This is a genomic window from Chryseobacterium sp. MYb264 (assembly GCF_035974275.1).
Classification (GTDB): Bacteria; Bacteroidota; Bacteroidia; order Flavobacteriales; family Weeksellaceae; genus Chryseobacterium.
On sequence record NZ_CP142422.1, the window covers coordinates 3,228,139 to 3,248,377 of the forward strand.

Sequence of the window (20,239 nt, forward strand, 5' to 3'; positions counted from 1 at the left end):
CGTTAAATACAAAAAAAGCGGCAAAAACTTTGCCGCTTTTCCATATGAATGAAAATTAAAATCTTATTGTTGCTGAGAACCTAGTTTATTCCAGATTTCAATTCTGTAATCATCGATATCAGCATTGTCCTGTAAGCTCTTTAACCAAGCCTGTCCGAACATTCCTGCATTTCTCTGAGTAACAGACTCTGTGAACTGCTTAAGATCTCCAGGCTGTTTGTTTGTTGTTTCGTTTTTCTTCACTAAAACATACACTCCTGTTCCTCCTTCGATTGGGTTAGAAACCTTACCTTTTGCCACACCAAACGCAGCACCGGCAACTTTAGGTTCCATAGCTCCCGCTACTGAAGGGTTTAATAAATTCACCTGAGCAGCCTGTTTTGTTGTGGCAAATTGTTTAGCAATCTGGTCTAAACTTCCTGCTTTACCAATTTTCTCAGAAATTTGTTTTGCAGCCAGTTTATTTTTAACAACAGTTTCAATCTGGTCTCTTACAGATTCAGGATCTGCAAGACCTTTTTCCTGCTTACCGTTAAGATAAACAACAATTTTATCTCCTGTTCCGTCTACTGTAAAGAACTCTGTATCTCCTTTAGATCTTTTCTTATCAAAAGCCCAAGCTAAGATTTCAGCATCTTTATCTGTTCCTAAACCTTGAAGCTGACCATCGAATCTCTTCGCCTGTTTAGGATTTGAGAACTGATAGTTTCCTTTTTTAGCAATATTCACGAAATCGTTGAAAGATTTCCCTTGTACCTGCTGAATAAATCTTCTTGCATTTTTATCTGTAGCTGCCTCTGTAGCATCAGAAGGCTTCACAGCTTTCACCAGGTTAGCCACTTTATAAGCCATTGAACCTGGTTTTTTATCTTCAATATTGATGATATGGTATCCGAACTGAGTTTCTACCACCCCTGTAGCTCCTTTAGGATTGTTCGCTAAATAATGTAAAAATTCAGGAACGAAAGGCGTTTCAGGAGTTGTCCATCCTAAGCTACCCCCTTGTGCCGCAGAACTTGGGTCGTTAGAAAGCTTAAGGAATTCTGTAAATTTAGCCGGAGTCGCTTTTACAATCGCACCAATAGAATCAGCCAATTTCTTAGCTTCTTCTTTAGATCTTGTCACCCCTTCTCCCGCAGGGCTTCCTTTGAAGGCAATAAGGATATGTCTTGACAATGTGGAATCTGAAGTCTTTTTATCCAAAAGTTTAGAAACGACATAGAAGTTTTGCTCTTTATAAGGTCCAAAAGTCTGTCCGATAGCGGCAGATGTAATTTGTCCCTGAATAGATTGTGGCAATTGGTTTGGCTTTACATACTGAGCATTGAAAGGCATGTCAGAATTAGCCATTACGAACATAGAGTCGTTTTTAGTATTTTGGAAGTTTTCAGCTCCTCCACTAGCATCGCTTCCTCCAGAGAATAATTTTGTAATCTCTTTCTGAGTTTCTGCATCATCCGCAGCACTTGGCTGAGATGGAAAGAATACAATTCCTAAGTTTCTGCTTGGTTCAGCTTTAAACATGACAGGGTGCTCCTTAATGTACGCTGCTAAATCTTCAGTCGTAACTTTGATATTATTTTTCTGAAGGTAAGCCGTGTAATCAATCTTAACGAAATCGATATCCGCTAACTGATCTCTTTCTTTCATTAACTCCTCTGCTTCTTTCTTACCCGTCGTAATCCCTGTAGAAATGTTTGCAAATACCTGTCTTGCCATGAGTCTGTACTCAATAGATTTTTTTGTTTTGATCCATTGATTATAGCCTTCCGGACTCGCTTTTTGCAAATCTTCAATCTGCTTCTTCAGCTCCTGAGTTTTAAAGTTCCCTTTTTCGTCAAAGAACTGCTGCTGCTGAGCAAACATCTGATCATACTGAATCTGATTCCAGAAATAATCATCCGTCATCTCAAAGCCCATTTTCTCAAACTGCTGCTTGATAAGCTTGGATTGAACCAATAACTGCCAAGCCTGTTCTTCAAGACCCGCCTTCGGCTGCCCTTGTTGTTCGGCTTGTTGCTGTAATACAAAAAGTTGGTCATTAAACTCCTCACGGGTAATTTTTTCACCATTCACTTTTCCTAAAACATCAGGATTTTTACCAAAAACCTTGTCGATGCTATCCGGGTTTACCAGGAACGCTAAAAGCGCCAGTGCAATTACTCCCATTAATAGCCAAGGTTTACTCCTAATTTGTCCTAAAATTGCCATTATATAAATTATAGTTTTTTATCAGTTTGCGAAAATACACATTTTTAAGAAATTAGAGAAATATAAGGTCTTTTTTTACTATTTAAAATTCAAATAATGCAAAAAAGGAAATTTTGACCATATTTTCTATTGAAAAACAAATGGCACAAGTATTGCGCGATTAGTGATACCCTTATATATAATAGATTTTCAATGTATATTAAGGGATTTCAATGTAATGAATTAAAACGATAATGACAATTTGTCATTCGATTAACTATGACAGAATTTGAAGATATTAATTTAGAGGAAATGATTAGCGATGGATTTGATATTGTAGCAGAGGAGATCAACCTTTCTGATGTATCAGAAACCCAACAAAATTCCGAACAAAAAATATTTCCGATCCTTCCCGTAAGAAATATGGTAATGTTCCCTAATGTGGTTATTCCTATTACTGCAGGGAGAAAAGCATCAATTCAACTTCTTGAAGAGGCTCAGAAAAACGGGGACTTCATCGGAATAATAAGCCAGGTAAATTCAGACCTGGAGCAGCCGACTGAAAAAGATATATTTCAGATCGGAACATTAGCCAAAATCATAAAAATAATAAAGCTTCCGGAAGGAAACATTACTGCTATCACGAAGGGTTTTCACCGATTTAAGGTTAAAAAGTATATAGAAACGCAGCCTTACTTCAAAGCTGAAATAACAAAATTAAAAGATACCAAAGCAAAAGATAAGGAAGAATATGAGGCTCTGCTTGCCAATATTAAAGATTTAGCATTAAAGATCATTGAGCTGGATCCGAGTATTCCAAATGCCGCGAATTTTGCTATTAAAAATATCAATAATAATGATGATCTTTTAAATTTCATCTGCACCAATGCCAGCTTTCAAGCCATTGATAAGCAAAAGCTGCTAGAGGAAAAAAGTCTTCTTGAAAGGGCGAACAAGTGCTATGAAATGATGCATGAAGATTTCAGAAAACTGGAATTGCGAAATAAAATTCATCAGAAAACATCAAAGGATCTTGACAAGCAACAGAGGGATTATTTTCTGAGCCAACAAATGCGAACCATTCAGGAGGAATTAGGCGGCGGTACTGAAAGTGATGTTGAAGACCTTATTGCCAAAGCAGGAAAAAAAACATGGAATGTTGAAGTTGAGGAACATTTCAAAAAGGAAATCAACAGGTTACAGCGCCAGAATCCTAATTCACCCGATTATAATGTTCAGAGAAATTACTTAGATTTCTTTACAGATCTTCCTTGGGAAACCTATACAAAAGACGTTTTTGATATTGCCAAAGCTGAAAAAGTTTTAGATAAAGCCCATTTCGGACTTGAGGATATTAAAAAGAGAATCCTGGAGCATATGGCTGTTTTAAAATTAAAAAACAATATGAAATCTCCGATCTTATTGCTGGTAGGTCCTCCGGGAGTCGGTAAGACATCATTGGGAAAATCAATTGCCGATGCGTTGGGAAGAAAGTATGTACGGCTTTCTTTAGGTGGCCTTCATGATGAGAGCGAGATCCGCGGACACCGAAAAACCTATATCGGAGCGATGGCAGGAAGAATTCTTCAGTCTATTAAAAAAGCGGGAACCTCAAATCCTGTTATTGTTTTAGATGAAATGGATAAAATTGCCCAGGGTCTGCACGGCGATCCAAGCTCTGCCCTTTTAGAGGTACTTGACCCTGAACAGAATAAATCGTTCTATGATAATTTCTTAGAAATGGGCTATGATTTGTCTAAAGTCATGTTTATCGCCACAGCCAATTCATTATCAACCATTCAGACCCCTTTGTTGGACAGAACTGAAATTATTCAGATCGCAGGATATACCTTAGAGGAAAAGATTGAAATTGCCAAGAGACATTTAATTAAAAAACAGCAGGATGAGAATGGTCTGGATGCAAAATCATTCAAGTTGGGAAATCCTGAACTGAAACACATTATAGAAGCCCATACATCGGAAAGCGGTGTAAGAACCTTAGAAAAAAGAATTGCAGCCATAGCTCGTTGGGTCGCTTTGCAAACTGCTCTTGTTAAAGAGTACTCGCCTAAAATCACTATTGAAAAAGCAGATGAAATTCTGGGAGTCCCAAGACCTAAAAGCTTATCAGAGATCACAGGGGTTCCCGGCGTCGTAACCGGCCTTGCCTGGACAAGTGTGGGTGGAGATATCCTATTTATTGAAAGCATTTTAAGCAAAGGAAAAGGAGCTCTGACCATGACAGGAAATTTAGGAACCGTTATGAAGGAGTCTGCTACAATAGCCTTGGAATATATTAAGGCAAAACATGATGAATTGGGCATTTCCCAGGAGGATATTGAAAATAACAACATTCACGTTCACGTTCCTGAGGGAGCAACGCCTAAAGACGGGCCTTCTGCGGGTATTGCCATGCTTACCTCCATGGTTTCTTCTTTTAAAAATAAAAAAGTAAAACCTCATCTTGCGATGACCGGTGAGATTACACTGAGAGGAAAAGTACTTCCTGTTGGTGGAATTAAGGAGAAATTACTGGCCGCCACCAGAGCCGGAATCCAGGATGTTATTCTTTGTGAAGCCAACAAAAAAGATGTAGAGGAAATAAAAAAAGACTATCTGAAAAACCTGACCGTTCACTACGTCAACATAATGGAAGAAGTAGTAGAAATAGCGATAGAAAAGTAATTGACATACATATTAACATTCTCAATAAGAAACACGTCTTAAATTTTTTTGAGACGTGTTTTTGTTTTAAAGCATTCTGATTAAATGTGATACAATTTCACAATAAAAAACATCATTTTCAGTTTTTGACGGAATAGATTTTGCTTTAAACAAAAAGAATTCAGTGTTATCAATGAAAAAACTCTTCAATTCGAAGGGTTTTTATTATTTTTATACAGCAGATTTTGAAATTATGAATATACTTCGACTTCCTTTCCTCGTTAAGCTTACGCTAGTGATTGTTTCCATTATCGGGTTCGGTTATCTCTTAGCTCTGGGGCAAAGTATCCTGGCTCCTTTCTTTCTGGCATTTTTAATGGCCATGCTCTTTTTACCTTTTGCTACTTTATTAGAAAAAAAACTAAGGTTTCCAAGATCTATTTCAACCATGACCTCGGTATTGATGATGCTGGTGATTTTATCGGGATTAATATATTTCTTTGGATCCCAACTCTCAGATTTCAGCAAAGATATTCCACATTTAAGAACCCAGTTTACCACTGTTTTTGAAAATCTTCAGCATTGGATTTCCAGAACATTCAATGTTAAAATCAATGATCAGCTCGATTATATTAATCAGGGGATGAATAAGCTATTGTCATCATCAGGAGTAATTTTAGGATTTACTTTCGGGATCTTCTCCACTGGATTCGGGTTTATCCTTTTCTTTATTCTTTTTTTCATTTTTATTTTAAACTACCGAAGAGTCCTGAATAACTTCATTGTCACTGTTTTTAATGAAAAACACAGAAGCAGTGTACAGGAGGTGGTGAATGAGGTGCGGATTATGACGAAAAAATATATTATCGGGCTTTGTCTTCAGGTTTTTATCGTCTCTATTTTAACCTCCGTAGTTTTAACCGTCTTAGGGGTAAAATATGCCGTTCTTTTAGCAGTTTTAACAGGTTTATTAAATGTTATACCTTATCTTGGGATCTGCATCTCATTGATACTTTCCTGCTTTATCGCTTTCGCTACCGGAGCACCTTCTACCTGTTTTTATGTTGTGTTGGGGTATATTGCCGTACACGCGATAGATGGAAATATCATTCTACCTTTTGTGGTAGGTTCTAAAGTAAAGATCAATGCACTCTTTTCATTTTTAGGAATTATTATCGGGGAACATATATGGGGAATTGCCGGAATGTTTTTATGTATTCCGGCCATTGCCATCATAAAAATAATTTTTGAAAGAGTAGACGGCCTCAGACCTTGGGGGAAACTTCTGGGTGAGGAAGAAAAACCCGATAAAAAGAAAAAAAAATACAAGATATCCAAGAATATCACTCTGGAGGAAATGGATTAAACGTCTTTACCTTCTATTGGTCTTGTCTCTTTTAAACCTGTTTACACTTTTCACCACAAAAGAACGTAACCCTTTTAATTAATTTTGAGTTGAATACTAACATGAAAGAAGAGCAAAGTAATACTGTTTTCTCTTTGAATTTACCTTCATAAACCCCGGAGGAGTTAAATATCAATAACGTCGGGTGAAACCCAGTGTACAAGTATTTAATGATGTTATAACCCTGAAAGGGGTAAATAATTTACAGGAAATTTCAAAGGTAGAATGCTATAAGTGATACAGAAACTTTCATTTTTTTCTTTTGCTGGGGTTTTGAAAAACTTCAAACAAATCCAATGGAACGCTTTTGTTTCTTTTGCAGCCAGATTTAAAATGATTGTAAACAAACTCAGAGCGGGTTTACATTTTACTGTTATTTTGACTAAAATAAAAAGGACTGCCCTAGGGCAATCCTTTTCTATAATATCTTATCCATTATCAATTACTGAACCTGAATATTATCGATCTGAACAGTAGTTGTAATACCGCCTGACGAACCTGAATATTCGAATATCACGAATCCATTTCCAGTAAGTGCAGGGTCAAAGTTATGCTGGCCAGCCGGAGTTAATGTACCATAAGCCGAAGCCGGGCCATCAGGAATAACAAATGATGCGGTAATATCCTTTAGCGTCGCATTGGTGATATCTCCCAGCGGAGTATAGTCAGTAGTGGTATAGACTTTTAACGGTTTTCCGTTGTCATATCCTAAATTAACATCAAACTTTAATGAATTAGCAGCAGTAAAGTTGACAGGAACGGCAAAATAGGTTAAGTAGCTTCCTGAACCTGAATTCGCTCCTAACTGGATATATTTGTTCCCGCTAAAAGTTTTCAACTGCCAGTATCTGTTTCCTAAAACAGGATCGTTCACGTATTTAGGATAAATCTCAAGGTTGGTACCTGAATAACTTTCAAAAGTTTCAATAAAATTACTCAAATACTGGATATCTGTACCTCCTTTTGGTGGTGTGGCATCTACTCTCGTTCCTGCGAAAGAAAGATCAGAAGTCTTTCTTATCAACATCTGCCAGGTAGAGTTATAACGGCTTACAACAAAAGTTATATCCCCGTTTCCTTTAGGTAATAACTTTGAGCCTTCAGAAAAGAACCCTGAATTTCTTAATGTTACAGTACCTCCTGCTGAATCTTCCAGATTTCTATCAGTATCAGTACCGGCACCTGCTACATAGTCAATATACGCTTTATTAACAGGATAAAGATCCCCTAAAGCAAACTGTACATTCGGTACTTTTACCAGCATATTAATATATTGCTCACTTTTTGCTGCCGCAAGATTAGGCAATTCAACCGGTTTAATATTTACAACTTCAAGCCCGTTACCGTTACATACTCCCGCAACATATCTGCTCACCAAAGAAGAAGGAATTCTTCCGATTGCATACGTAGGATCTACGGAACCTATTTTCACTACACCTCTGTCTGTTCCCACTCTTAAACCTTTTGCATTGATTCTGATATGAGCTCCAACGGGGAAATCTGCATAGTTGCTTGATTTATCAACTTCAATCTGAAGCCCCACTGTCGGGTTATCAGGGCTGTCCTGAAAAGAAATGGTCTTATAAAAATTTCCGTTTTCATCTGAAGAAACTACATATCCGTCAAAGATCTGATCTGTTGTAATTAAAACAAATCCTGAAGAAGGAGCCTGTGCCTTGAAGTCTGCCATTGAAATAGTAGCAGCAGGAAACTTATTTTCACATTTGATAGGAGGTGTATCCCAATCGTCTTTTTGTACACAAGAGGTAATAGAAGCTGCTGCAAATGCGGCTCCCGTTACTAAACTTAAGTATTTCTTTATATTCATTTTGTTTATTTTAAAAAGTAATTAGAAGTGATAATTTTAGAATCTGAACTGTAAATTAACAAAGTATGATCTTCCTTGTGTGTACCAGTATTTTGGGGCAAACAATGTATATTCTCTGTCATAATCTGTAGAGAACGTAGGGAATTTAGCATTTCTTGTCTGTTCGAAGCCTCCCGTAATATACCTTCTGTTATTCAGCAGGTTATTAACAGACGCTGATAATAACACATAATATTTACCGAATACCCATGATTTTCCTGCATTTACATTCACAAAGAATGAAGAAGGCAATTTTGAAGGTTCCAATACTCTTCTGATATCAGACTCTGTTAAGCCATAATATGGTGTAGAAGTATTGTTGTTCTGAACAAAAGACTCTGTTCTGATAAGAGAAGCGGGATCAAGGTAATTATCATCAAAATAATTCCAGTTCGCGCCGAACCACCAATATTTAGGAGAATTATATCTGAATCCTAAAGAGTACGCCTGCTGAGGAGTCCCTCCCTGACGGTAATTCTTAATATATGCTTTTCCTACACTTGTATAAGGAAGTCCGTTAGCAAATATTCCAGCCGCATCTGATGCAAAATACGTAGTTGGATCATTCTGATAAGTATATTGCCCTATACTCGCCAGACCCTGTAAAGATAAGGTAGGCAGAACTTTATAATCAATACCCAATTCCATACCCATATTTCTTTTCTTCACATCCGTCATAATCTGTGTTACGAATGCACTCTGAACATTAGTCTGATTACCGTCTGCATCCACACTTGCCAATGGAAGACCATCTGCAAAGAATCTCTGAACAGTAGTTTCATTATTCGTATTCACAAGGAATCCTGTCAGTCTAAGTTTTAAGAACGGAGTAGAAATCACATAGCTCAAATCATTGGCATTCACCTCCATATTCTGAATATTCGGAGCTACAGAGCCATTTACTCTCGGGTTTACGAAAAGATCTTCAAGGAAAGGAGCCTGAGAGAAATATGCTCCGTTATAAACAAAGAAATTTCTTCCATTTAGCTTATAGATCACCTGACCTTTTAAGCCATAGTTCCAGAAATCATAATTCTGTCCTTTTCCTTTAGAGTCTTTATAAAGATAATGATTGAATAAGCCTTCTCTGCTTGAGCTTGAATATCCAGCCATGGCAGAGACAAACAGGTCAAACTTCCCTGTTGTAAGTTTAAGACCAGGATTTACTTTTACCTCCTGTCTTCTGAAGATATAATCATAGGTCATTCTATCACCTACTTTTTTAGTTACATTATCTTCACCTTCATTATAAAGACCTGTCTTTCCGGGTTGGTTAGTAGCAGCAAACGGATCTCTGTTGAGTACAAAATCTGCTCCTAAAAGATCCTTTACTTCTCTGTACTGCTCAGAACGGTAATTCTGATAAGATACATTCAGTAAAAATTTTGTATTATCATTAAAATTATGAACAAAATGCGTAGCGGCATTGAAGATCTTGTCATCACTTACATCATCAACAAGGTAGTATAATGCTCTTTTTCCTGTTTGCCCGTAATAGTTACCGGCAGGCTGCTGCATATTTCTTCTGTATAATTTATCCCAATCCAGTTGTGTTACAGAAGGATCTCCGGATGTCCACCCGTTATAAGCCGTCCTGAAAGCGTCCTGGGCAGTAGTCTGAGCTCCGGTAGGATCTATCACCGATGCATTAGGGTCTAATGAATCAAAATAACTTGGTAAATTTCTGTAATAAGTAGGAGACGGATTCTGTACATTCTGCCAGTCTAAGCGAGAACCTCTGTCTTTTCCGAACTGGTAGGAAACCGATGTCCAAAGATTGGACTTTTTATTGATCTTCCAGAAATCCTGAAGTTGAAAAATAGGCTGAAACCCCTGTCTGACTCTCTCACTTCTCTGTTTACCATCCTGATACCCCCAGTAAGAGTTATAATGAACCCCTCTATAGTCATATACCTCCTGAGTACTAGGGCTTGCAGTAGATCTTCTATATGGAGCCCCAATAACATTGAAGGTTACCGTATGACTGTCATTGATCTTTTTCTCTACCCCGGCATAAAAACCATAGGCATCATAGAACGTCCCCTCCTGGATTCCTTCTTCAGCCCATCTTCGAGCTCCCATTAAAGTAAACGCCCATCCTTTTTTACTCATTCCTGAGCTGTATCTCAACGACGTTCTGTTTCTGTAATTCCTATTTGTAAGAGATTGTGTAAACTGGAATCCTTTTCTATACTCACTTGCTCTTGTATTTTTATAAATAACGGAGTTATTCCCTCCAAAAGCATATTCTGATGGCGAATGATTCGCTGAAATTTCAGGATACCTCGTAATCTCATTCAGCCCACCCCAATTTCCGAAATCAACGTTACCGTTGTCAGATTTAACCATTGAAATACCATTAAGCATAGTTTCCCCGGTTCTTCCGTCAATCCCTCTTGGGCGGAACCAGTAAAATCCTAAGTCAAACGCTGCAATTCGGCTGAAAACATCCTGAGAGGACTGTAGGAGCCCTACTGTAGAAGCCTGTCCGCTGTTTCCTTCTTCATCGCTGTCGCTGTCAATAATCGCAAGACCTTGATCTGCATTTGTAAGAGCAGAATACAGGGTAATAGCCCCTAGGTCTTTTCTTTTTTCGTCACTGATGACGTCAAACTCCATTACTTTTGTTTCGTAATTCGGTTTTGTAATCACAACCTGGTAATGCCCCGGCTGTAAATCCACAAACTGGAAATATCCAATTTTGTCTGCCGTTACATCATTCTCACTCCCTTTTAAATCTACTTGCGCCTTTTCGATAGGCTTGCCGTCTGCATCTTTAAGATACGCAAACACAGTGGTCTGCGCAAAATAATAAGATGCCGGAAGCAAAGTAAATAAAGAGACTAATGATAGCTTTTTAATCATGAGTATATTATTTTTTTTAAATACTTTTTCCCTTAATTTTCAATAGGTTAAATCTTGGGGGGCACAAATTTAGCTAAAATTTAGAATTTAAAGCTTTTTTAACATTATCATTTCTTAACATTACAACCCAAATGACAAAAACCCCAAAGCTCTTCATTAAATTATCATAAATTTACATTTAATTAAAATTGAATAGGTTAAAAAAAAGTAAATTTGCGGATTAATTAATTTTAAGACTCAATGAGAAAATTTTTAAGTTTTTTAACTATTATTTCTACGGTAGTCATTTCTGCACAACAGGGAAAATTGAGAAAGGTAGCCACTGTCGGATTCCTGAATGTGGAAAACCTGTTCGATATCTATAATTCTGCAGATTATATCGATGGAACAAAAGATAAGAAAAACCCGGCCTTTCACAGAAGCATTCCGGTGGACTCCATTCAATTTTTGGAAGCAGAAAAATACGATGGAGAATGGAGCGATGATCTTCTAAAAGGAAAAAAAGTCGTGAGATACCAGGGAAGCTCTAAGGAGTTCACACCTGAAAGTCCAAAGAACTATGACACCAGAATTTATCAGCAAAAACTTGCCAATGAAGCAAAGGTAATCTCTGAACTTGGATCACAATATACCAAAACAGCTCCAGCGGTCGTTGGCCTTATTGAGGTTGAAAACAGACAGGTTATCGAAGATCTTATCAAGCAGCCGGCACTGGCAAAGTACGATTATGGTATTGTTCATTACAATTCCTATGATTATCGGGGAATTGATGTAGCCCTGATCTATCAGAAAAGAAGATTCACGGTTACCAACTCCCTAAAAAAAGAACTAAAGGTCTATGGCAGTGACGGAAAAAGAGAATACACAAGGGATATCTTAGTGGTTACCGGATTTTTAGATAACGAAAAAGTAGCCTTTTTTATGAACCACTGGCCATCAAGAAGAGGTGGTGAAGCGGCTTCTCTACCTAAAAGAAACGCAGCAGCGACATTGTTAAAACAACAAATGGATAGTGTAAGAGCAGCAGACCCAAGCACAAAACTTTTTGCAATGGGAGATTTTAATGATGATCCTGTAAGTCCCAGCCTGAAAGTACATTTACAGGCGGCATCTTCACCGAAAGAGCTAAGCGACAGCAAGCCTTATCTTAACCTCATGTATCCTTTATACAAAAAAGGTGTTGCATCGCTGGCCTATCAGGATGCCCCCAATCTGTTTGATCAGATCATTGTTTCCAAAAATCTTATTTCTGATGAGGTAACAAAAGAATATTCGGTATATAAATCTGAAATTTACGCCCCTTCCTATTTAGTAAACAAAGAAGGAAATTATAAAGGTTATCCTTTTAGATCCTGGAACGGAGATAAATTCACAGGGGGATACAGCGATCACTTTCCCGCATTTGTCGTTCTTCAAAAAGAACCATAAAATTAAGAAAGCACTCATTTTGAGTGCTTTTTTTATGTAAATCCAGGATATAAAAAATTGCTTTCTCATTATTTTTGTGGTTTTTATAACTATTAGCTGCAAGGCCCAAAGTAAATCCAGAAGCGATAAACAAAAGTCAAAAATTACCCCCTCAAAAAATGAGGATAAAAAATGGGATATCACGGTAATTGATACTCAGTTTGATTATTTCCTGAATGCCGTTGCCAAACCCATGAATCAATATTCAGAATCATATTTGAAAACAAAAAAATACGATGCTGGTCACAGAGTGGAATGCTTATTCTTCTTCAGGAAAATACAGAAATGTCATAAAATCCTCCATTGATTATGATTCTAAAGAAAATTACAGATTAAAATTTGAATATAAGCTGTATCAGGTTTGCGTATGTAAACTGGAAATATCGTTTAAAAACGAATAGCTTAACCAGAAGCGACCGTGCAAGATCGTAACGAAAATTCTATCGGACAAATTTCATTCAGGTTGTGACCAATTCACTTGGTCATTTATCTATCGGGAAATTATGCTAAATCCCGAACAAGCAATAATTTTGTGGTCATTATTAAGATTTCAGCACACAAGTTTAATTAGTAAAACAATCTTCATGACCAAAAATCAATCAACAAATTCTACATTCAAAATTTCGCGTTTTATTCTTTTATGCCTTACTTTATTTTCAGTTTTTATGAGTTCAAAAGCATCAGCGAATTCATTATTAAATCCTGAAAAACCTAAAAAATTCTTTTAATTCAGGGCGCTAATATGTCTTATTTGGGAAAAAGAGACCCCAATCATTATGGAAGTACGACCGCAGCTCAGCTGGATGAACTTGTAAAAGCACATGCAAAATCCAAAGGCTATGATCTTGAGATATTTTACACCAATACAGAAGGGCAAGCCATTGATAAAATTTACTCCGCAGTGGAAAAAGGAGTTGAAGGAATTGTAATGAACCCGGGAGGTTTTACGTATAGCGGAGTCTCATTAAGAGATTGTTTAATTTCCGTGCCTGTTCCTTATGTGGAAGTTCACATGCTTAGTGAAAAAGACTGGAGCGGGGAATCTGTAACGATGGCTGCAGGAGATGGGAAGATCAGCGGTTTCGGAACGTATTCCTACATCTTAGGATTAGATGCGATGCTTAATATATTAACAACAGCGAAGAAGTAATTAAAAAAGGTTCAGTATAATTCTGAACCTTTTATTTATCAATAGCTGAAAATTATTTGTTGAATAATTCTTCTACTTTATCCCAGTTTACTACAGAGAAAAACGCTGCTACATAATCAGGTCTTCTGTTTTGGTAGTTTAAATAATAAGCGTGCTCCCAAACATCAAGTCCTAAAACCGGAGTTCCTTTTACGTCTGCAACAGGCATCAACGGGTTGTCTTGGTTCGGAGTTGAAGAAACAGATACAGAACCGTCAGCATTTTTTACCAACCAAGCCCATCCTGAACCGAATCTTGTTTTAGCAGCATCAGAAAAATCAGATTTGAATTTTTCAAGACCACCGTACGCTTCAATAGCCGATTTTACGTTTCCTACAGGCTCATTGCTTCCCCCTGGAGTTAAGATTTCCCAGAATAAAGAGTGATTGAAGTGTCCTCCTCCATTATTTCTTACCGCTAGCTTGTCTGTTCCAGTCTGGCAGATTTCTTCTATCGTTTTTCCTTCTAGGTCAGTTCCTTTAATTGCATTATTTAAATTGTCAATATATGCCTGGTGGTGCTTAGTGTGGTGGATTTCCATTGTTTTAGCATCAATCGTTGGCTCTAATGCGTCGTAAGCATATCCTAGTTTTGGTAATTCAAATGACATAATTTTATTTTTAATGTTATTACCCAAATTTAACCATTATTTAAACTATTTTCAAAAAATGGGGATTACTTTAATAAATCTTTAACATTGATATATTGATTTAGAAGGAATTAAATTTTTAAGTAATGAAGTTGGAGGCTGGAAGATGGAAGTTTTATTCTTGTTAAATCTTAATAAATATTTTTACAATTGGTAATCACAAAGACACAATTTGTATAAAAGGCCACTGCTTTTAAGACGCAAGGATTTTATCTTCGATAAAATTTAATACTGTAGAAATTCGCACTAAAATATTCCACTACTTTTTAATTATTATTAAAAAAAATAAACCACAATAATTAAAAACCTTCCCACCTCCAACATCCATCTTCCTGCCTAAAAAAGCCAAAAAGCACGAACATTACTGCCCGTGCTTTTCATTTAACAAAATTAAATTAATTATTTATTCATAGACATCAGGAATTCCTCATTATTCAGGGTTCCTTTGATATTTTTACTTACAAATTCCATCGCTTCAATAGGATTCATTTCAGAAAGATACTTTCTCAGGATCCACATTCTCTGAGACGTAACTTCATCAAGAAGCAAATCATCTCTACGAGTACTTGAAGCTACCAGATCAATTGCCGGATAAATTCTTCTGTTGGCAATTTTTCTATCTAATTGAAGTTCCATGTTACCTGTTCCTTTGAATTCTTCAAAGATCACTTCGTCCATTTTAGAACCTGTATCAATAAGAGCGGTTGCGATAATCGTTAAAGACCCTCCACCTTCAATTTTTCTGGCTGCCCCGAAGAATCTTTTCGGTTTGTGAAGAGCATTGGCATCAACACCTCCAGATAATACTTTTCCTGACGCAGGCGTCACTGTATTATAAGCTCTTGCTAATCTGGTAATTGAATCCAAAAGAATTACTACATCATGGCCACATTCTACCATTCTTTGAGCCTTTGCCAAAACAAGATTCGCCACTTTTACGTGCTTATCCGCAGCTTCATCAAAAGTAGACGCAATCACTTCTGCATTCACGCTTCTTTCCATATCAGTAACCTCTTCCGGACGTTCGTCGATCAAAAGCACCATCATATATACTTCAGGATGATTGGCTGCAATAGAATTGGCAATATCTTTCAGCAACATCGTTTTACCCGTTTTTGGCTGAGCAACGATCATGGCTCTCTGTCCTTTTCCGATAGGCGCAATTAAATCTACAATTCTCGTAGCCATTGTAGCGCCTTTTCCTGCTAAATTGAATTTTTCTTCAGGGAAAAGTGGGGTTAAATATTCAAAAGCCACACGATCTTTGATGAAAGCAAGATCCCGGCCATTTACTTCTGTTGGTTTTAATAAAGAGAAATATTTTTCACCTTCTTTCGGAAGTCTTACAATTCCTCTTACGGTATCTCCGGTTTTCAGACCAAAATTTCTGATCTGCGCCGTAGAAACGTATACGTCATCCGGCGAAGAAATGTAACTGAAATCTGAAGAACGTAAAAATCCGTAGTTATCCGGTAAAATTTCCAATACCCCTTCAATGCTTACCATTCCGTCGAAACTGAACTCTTTTTTCTGTTCGTGATGTTCCTCCGCTCTTTCAGAATGTTGCTGCTGTTGCTGTCTATTCTGATTTTGGTTTTGATTCGGGTTCTGGTTTTGATTTCTATTTTGGTTTCCGTTGTTATGCGGATTGTTTTGTTGTCCTTTTTGAGGTCTTGCCTGATTTCTTTGTTGAGGAATATTAGACTTTTCTTCTGCGGGAGCAGATTCTTCGGACTCGGTATTTTTAGGAGTTTCCTTTTTCTCCTGCGGTATTTCTGTCTGAGCGGCAGGAGTTACCGAAACTCTTTTTCTTTTAGGCTTGGGCTGTGCGGCAGCGGCTTCCTCCGGAGTCATGACCGGCTCTACCTTTTGCTCCGCTTTTTGTTCTTCAGCAACAACTTCTTTCACTTCCGCCTCAGGCTTTTCATCAGTCTTCAGTTTTATGTCTGCCGGAGCTTTTGCTTCTGCTTTCGGTTTGGCTGCAGTCTTTTTGGGAGCCGCCTTCCGGGCGGTTGCCTTGACTGGTTTTTCTGCCGTTATTTCCTCAGTTGGGGTACTGGTCTCTGTGGTGTTGAAATAATCTTTTGCCACTTTGGGATTTGAGGCCTGAAAGTCAAGAATTGCAAAGATTTTGTCATTTTCATTGCTGTTTCTTGCAACTTTAACGCCCAAATCTTTTAAGATTTTAGTCAACTCCGTTACGGATTTTGACCTTAACGTTTCAATGTTAAACATATTTAATGTAAAAAATGTAATTAATTGTGAATAAGAAAAGTAAGTCCGGTGACTGTTATTTTCAAGTGCATTCGTATAATGCAAATCTACACTTATTTTTGAATTGTGCAAAATTTATATTACTTTTGCCAAGTATTTAATATTCAATGCTACAAAGAATACAGACTATATGGACTTTTTTAGCAGTTTTGGCTGCCGTGTTCCTGTTCGTTACAGGACAGGATGTTATCATATCTGATAGCATTCCGGTGCTGAATATAGGTTGTGTAGTACTTGTTTTGGTGGGATTGCTGAGTGTTTTCAGCTTTAAAAACAGAAAAAGACAAATTTTGCTGAATAATATCAGCATCATTATAAACGCTTTGTTGATTGGTGTATTGATTTACTGGTTACTAAAATTATCCGGAGGAGTGCAAATTCCTGAGAAGGGTATTGAGCCAATTTTCCCATTGATCGCGATTATTTGTTTGATTATTTCAAACATCTATATCAAGAAAGATGAGAGGCTCGTAAAATCTGTAGACAGACTTCGATAACCTTACAACGATTTTTTGAGTGAGAACAGCTTCTTTTTAGGAGCTGTTTTTTTTATTTTATAGCTTGAAAAGTTTTGTCAAACTTTAAAACTTTGACAAAGCTCTGACGTTAAAATCCCAGAAAGATGCAAAAAGTAAAAATTCAAATGCAACATTTCTATTTTAACTGCGACATATTATTTATTAAATTTGATCTAAAATGAAAAAACTTACCTACCTCACCTTTTCACTTTTCTCGATATTCACTTTTGCACAAGAAGTTTCAAAAGAAAGAGTTCAAACTGTACTTTCAACACTGGCCTCAGATGAAATGAAAGGTCGCGAAATAGGAACTCAGGAAAATGAAAATGCCGCCAATTATATTGCTAAACTTTTCAAGGAAAATAATTTAGACTATTGTACTGGAAATTCCTACTTAGTTCCATTCGATTATAAAGGAAAAACAGCGTACAACGTTTGTGGAGTTAAAAAAGGAAAAACTGATAAATATCTAGGATTCTCAGGACATTTCGATCATATTGGCGTTAGCGAAAAAGAAGGAACTGACACTATTTACAACGGCGCAGATGACGATGCCAGCGGAATTACAACTTTTGTAGGTATTGCAGATTATTTCAAAAATAAAAAGCCAGATTTCTCAATGGTTTTTATGGCATTTAATGGTGAAGAGAAAGGTATGCTGGGTTCAAAAGCCATTTCTACAGATAAAAATTTAGATAAAATTTATAATAACATGACTGCTCTTTTCAATTTTGAAATGGTAGCCACAGAATCTGAATTTGGTAAAAATGCAGTTTTCATGACGGGAGATGAATTTTCAGATCTTGCAGAGCTCTTCAATAAAAATGCAGCAAACGGATTAAAAATATATCCCGATCCGTATGCTAAAGAACAATTATTTTACAGATCAGATAATGTAAGTTTCGTGAAAAAGAAGATTATTGCCCATTCTATTTCTACAGCAGATATGAGCAAAATAACGCATTATCATCAACTTAATGATGATGTAAATGTGGTGGATTTTGATAACCTTACAACCCTTATCAACAATTTCGCAAAGACTTTTGAAAAGCTTAACACAAAGAACTTTGCTCCAAAATATAATGATACAGTAAAGTTTTAATAAAATTTAATGATAACCAAAGACCTTCACCTGCGAAGGTCTTTTATTTTATTCATAAGATAAATATTACAATTCCCCTCCTATTTTGATCTAAAACTGTAACAAAAGCAAAAGAATATTCACCTATTATATAAAGTAAAACGTTACACAAAACGTCTTATCATTTAAATTACGTAATTTTGCTATCCAATTTTTTCATTGAATGAATCAATATATTAAAATATTAAAGTTCGCGAGGCCTCATCAAAAATACATTTACGGAAGTTTATTCTTCAACATTATGTATTCTGTATTTCAGATTGCGTCTCTGGGAACGATTCTTCCGGTTTTAGGAATGCTTTTCGGAACCATTGAAGCTAAAAAATACAAAAGCGCGCCCGTATATTCCGGAGACATTTTAGATTTCTTTGATTATGCTAAAGAATATGCCAATTATTATGTTCAGAGCTTAGTAACAGAATATGGCGCACTTAATGTGTTGGCATGGCTTTGTATCATCACGGCATTTATGTTCTTACTGAGAAACCTTTTCAGATATTTGGGATCTTTTTTACTCATCAATTACCGTGTAGGTGTTACCAAAGACCTTCGTGGAGCGATGTACAGAAAAATTCTTTCTTTGCCTGTTTCTTTTTTTACAGAAAGCAGAAAGGGAGATCTTATGTCCCGTATGTCGAATGACGTGGGCGAAGTGGAAGGAAATATTTTAGGAAGCTTGGTTGAATTAATCAACGCTCCTTTTATGTTGATCAGTACTTTAGTGACCTTATTCTGGCTCAGTACAGAAATGACGCTTTTCTCACTTTTGGTATTACCAGTAATGGGAACTATGATCGCTTTGATCGGGAAAAGCCTGAAAAAAGATTCCCACGAAGCACAAAACGAGATGGGAAACATCTTCTCTATTGTGGATGAAACGTTAAAATCGACCAAAGTTATCAAGATTTTCAGCGCTGAAAAAATAATGGACAACCGTTTTATGCAGTCCATGCAAAAATGGATTAACAGTTCCATCAGATTAGGCAGAAAAAAAGAATTAGCCTCGCCTATGAGCGAATTTTTGGGTTCTGTTACCTTCTTAATTATCGCCTGGTACGGAGGAAAACAAATCATCGTAGAGCAAAGTATTTCGCCCGCTGATTTCCTTGTTTTCTTAGGAATTTTCTTCCAGATCCTGCCTCCTATTAAGACTTTATCCTCTTCTATCTCCAACGTTCAGAAAGGAGAAGCTTCTCTGGAAAGAGTATTGGATATATTGGATGCTGATGTGAAAATCGACGAGGTTGCCAATCCCGTTTCTATTACAACCCTTGATCATTCCATTGAATTTAATAATATTGGTTTTTATTACGATAGAGACCACACGATTCTTAAAAACTTTAGTCTAAGCATTCCGAAAGGTAAAACAGTAGCTCTTGTAGGGCAAAGTGGAAGTGGTAAAACAACCATTGCTAACCTTTTAGCAAGATTTTATGATGTTTCGGAAGGTGAAATTTTAATCGATAAAACCAACATCAAAAATTTAAAGCTTAAAGAATATCGCCAGTTATTAGGAATGGTTACTCAGGAATCTGTGCTGTTTAACGATACCGTTTACAATAATATTCTGATGGGTAAACCTGATGCCACGAGAGAGGAAGTAATTGCTGCCGCAAAAATTGCCAATGCAGACGACTTTATTACAAGACTTCCTCAAGGCTATGATTCTAATATCGGAGATGATGGAGGGAAGCTTTCCGGAGGTCAGAAACAAAGGGTTTCTATCGCAAGAGCGGTATTGAAAAACCCACCAATTATGATTCTGGATGAAGCGACTTCTGCCTTGGACACAGAATCCGAAAGATTTGTTCAGGATGCGTTGGAAAAAATGATGGAAAACAGAACTTCCCTGGTGATCGCTCACCGCCTTTCAACCATTCAAAAAGCTGACTGGATCGTTGTAATGGAAAAAGGTGACATCGTGGAACAGGGAACTCACCACGAGCTTATTGCCCAAAAAGGAACCTATCAAAAATTGGTGGAGCTCCAGAATTTCGACTAAAATCTAAA

Annotated in this window: 14 protein-coding genes; 9 read left to right on the forward strand and 5 right to left on the reverse strand. The window is 37.0% G+C overall.

The window, feature by feature from the left end:
- Positions 1 to 63: 63 nt before the first annotated feature.
- On the reverse strand, positions 64 to 2,211 hold the full coding sequence (locus tag VUJ46_RS13890) for a peptidylprolyl isomerase (RefSeq protein WP_326981347.1): 2,148 nt from the start codon (positions 2,209 to 2,211) through the stop codon (positions 64 to 66).
- 258 nt (positions 2,212 to 2,469) lie between these two features.
- Between VUJ46_RS13890 and lon the strand changes: the two genes are divergently transcribed.
- Together lon and VUJ46_RS13900 are read left to right on the forward strand one after the other, a co-directional pair.
- Positions 2,470 to 4,875: an endopeptidase La gene (gene lon, locus VUJ46_RS13895; protein ID WP_326981348.1), complete on the forward strand. Its 2,406-nt coding sequence runs from the start codon at positions 2,470 to 2,472 to the stop codon at positions 4,873 to 4,875.
- A gap of 232 nt (positions 4,876 to 5,107) precedes the next feature.
- On the forward strand, positions 5,108 to 6,220 hold the full coding sequence (locus VUJ46_RS13900) for an AI-2E family transporter (protein ID WP_326981349.1): 1,113 nt from the start codon (positions 5,108 to 5,110) through the stop codon (positions 6,218 to 6,220).
- A gap of 481 nt (positions 6,221 to 6,701) precedes the next feature.
- Here the strand turns inward: VUJ46_RS13900 and VUJ46_RS13905 are convergent, their stop codons facing one another.
- Complete coding sequence (locus tag VUJ46_RS13905; RefSeq protein WP_326981350.1) at positions 6,702 to 8,087, reverse strand: DUF5689 domain-containing protein; 1,386 nt, start codon at positions 8,085 to 8,087, stop codon at positions 6,702 to 6,704.
- 36 nt (positions 8,088 to 8,123) lie between these two features.
- Positions 8,124 to 10,991, reverse strand: coding sequence for a carboxypeptidase-like regulatory domain-containing protein (locus VUJ46_RS13910; protein WP_326981351.1), 2,868 nt, complete (start codon positions 10,989 to 10,991; stop codon positions 8,124 to 8,126).
- A gap of 240 nt (positions 10,992 to 11,231) precedes the next feature.
- On the opposite strand from VUJ46_RS13910, the gene VUJ46_RS13915 reads away from it, so the two are divergent.
- From VUJ46_RS13915 to VUJ46_RS13930, 4 genes are all read left to right on the forward strand, one after another.
- Complete coding sequence (locus VUJ46_RS13915; RefSeq protein WP_326981352.1) at positions 11,232 to 12,419, forward strand: endonuclease/exonuclease/phosphatase family protein; 1,188 nt, start codon at positions 11,232 to 11,234, stop codon at positions 12,417 to 12,419.
- Positions 12,420 to 12,495: 76 nt separating this feature from the next.
- The gene (locus tag VUJ46_RS13920) at positions 12,496 to 12,765 is read left to right on the forward strand and encodes a DUF6146 family protein (protein WP_326981353.1); all 270 of its coding nucleotides are present in this window, start codon (positions 12,496 to 12,498) and stop codon (positions 12,763 to 12,765) included.
- Entirely contained in the window at positions 12,695 to 12,859 is a 165-nt protein-coding gene (locus tag VUJ46_RS13925) for a DUF6146 family protein (RefSeq protein ID WP_326981354.1), read from the forward strand. The genes VUJ46_RS13920 and VUJ46_RS13925 overlap by 71 nt, the downstream gene beginning before the upstream one ends.
- 326 nt (positions 12,860 to 13,185) lie before the next feature.
- Entirely contained in the window at positions 13,186 to 13,608 is a 423-nt protein-coding gene (locus tag VUJ46_RS13930) for a type II 3-dehydroquinate dehydratase (RefSeq protein ID WP_326985102.1), read from the forward strand.
- Between the two features lie 52 nt (positions 13,609 to 13,660).
- On the opposite strand, the gene VUJ46_RS13935 is transcribed toward VUJ46_RS13930, so the two are convergent.
- Positions 13,661 to 14,257 (reverse strand): superoxide dismutase, encoded by a 597-nt coding sequence (locus tag VUJ46_RS13935; RefSeq protein ID WP_326981355.1) that lies wholly within the window; start codon positions 14,255 to 14,257, stop codon positions 13,661 to 13,663.
- A gap of 438 nt (positions 14,258 to 14,695) precedes the next feature.
- The gene (gene rho, locus VUJ46_RS13940) at positions 14,696 to 16,531 is read right to left on the reverse strand and encodes a transcription termination factor Rho (RefSeq protein WP_326981356.1); all 1,836 of its coding nucleotides are present in this window, start codon (positions 16,529 to 16,531) and stop codon (positions 14,696 to 14,698) included.
- Between the two features lie 146 nt (positions 16,532 to 16,677).
- Between rho and VUJ46_RS13945 the strand changes: the two genes are divergently transcribed.
- The 3 genes from VUJ46_RS13945 to VUJ46_RS13955 all read left to right on the forward strand — a co-directional run bounded on the left by VUJ46_RS13945 (position 16,678) and on the right by VUJ46_RS13955 (position 20,231).
- A complete protein-coding gene (locus VUJ46_RS13945; RefSeq protein ID WP_326981357.1) occupies positions 16,678 to 17,067 on the forward strand; it encodes a DUF4293 family protein in 390 nt (129 codons plus the stop codon).
- A gap of 199 nt (positions 17,068 to 17,266) precedes the next feature.
- Positions 17,267 to 18,190: a M28 family peptidase gene (locus VUJ46_RS13950; RefSeq protein WP_326981358.1), complete on the forward strand. Its 924-nt coding sequence runs from the start codon at positions 17,267 to 17,269 to the stop codon at positions 18,188 to 18,190.
- A gap of 202 nt (positions 18,191 to 18,392) precedes the next feature.
- Positions 18,393 to 20,231 carry an ABC transporter ATP-binding protein gene (locus VUJ46_RS13955; RefSeq protein ID WP_326981359.1) on the forward strand — a complete coding sequence of 613 codons (1,839 nt, stop codon included), beginning with the start codon at positions 18,393 to 18,395 and terminating at the stop codon, positions 20,229 to 20,231.
- Positions 20,232 to 20,239: the final 8 nt, after the last annotated feature.

Excerpts from the sequence above, each read along its gene's own strand:
- VUJ46_RS13890 (WP_326981347.1), bottom strand. The coding sequence starts at position 2,211 with ATGGCAATTTTAGGACAAATTAGGAGTAAACCTTGGCTATTAATGGGA.
- lon (WP_326981348.1), top strand. The coding sequence starts at position 2,470 with ATGACAGAATTTGAAGATATTAATTTAGAGGAAATGATTAGCGATGGA.
- VUJ46_RS13900 (WP_326981349.1), top strand. The coding sequence starts at position 5,108 with ATGAATATACTTCGACTTCCTTTCCTCGTTAAGCTTACGCTAGTGATT.
- VUJ46_RS13905 (WP_326981350.1), bottom strand. The coding sequence starts at position 8,087 with ATGAATATAAAGAAATACTTAAGTTTAGTAACGGGAGCCGCATTTGCA.
- VUJ46_RS13910 (WP_326981351.1), bottom strand. The coding sequence starts at position 10,991 with ATGATTAAAAAGCTATCATTAGTCTCTTTATTTACTTTGCTTCCGGCA.
- VUJ46_RS13915 (WP_326981352.1), top strand. The coding sequence starts at position 11,232 with ATGAGAAAATTTTTAAGTTTTTTAACTATTATTTCTACGGTAGTCATT.
- VUJ46_RS13925 (WP_326981354.1), top strand. The coding sequence starts at position 12,695 with ATGCTGGTCACAGAGTGGAATGCTTATTCTTCTTCAGGAAAATACAGA.
- VUJ46_RS13935 (WP_326981355.1), bottom strand. The coding sequence starts at position 14,257 with ATGTCATTTGAATTACCAAAACTAGGATATGCTTACGACGCATTAGAG.
- rho (WP_326981356.1), bottom strand. The coding sequence starts at position 16,531 with ATGTTTAACATTGAAACGTTAAGGTCAAAATCCGTAACGGAGTTGACT.
- VUJ46_RS13945 (WP_326981357.1), top strand. The coding sequence starts at position 16,678 with ATGCTACAAAGAATACAGACTATATGGACTTTTTTAGCAGTTTTGGCT.
- VUJ46_RS13950 (WP_326981358.1), top strand. The coding sequence starts at position 17,267 with ATGAAAAAACTTACCTACCTCACCTTTTCACTTTTCTCGATATTCACT.
- VUJ46_RS13955 (WP_326981359.1), top strand. The coding sequence starts at position 18,393 with ATGAATCAATATATTAAAATATTAAAGTTCGCGAGGCCTCATCAAAAA.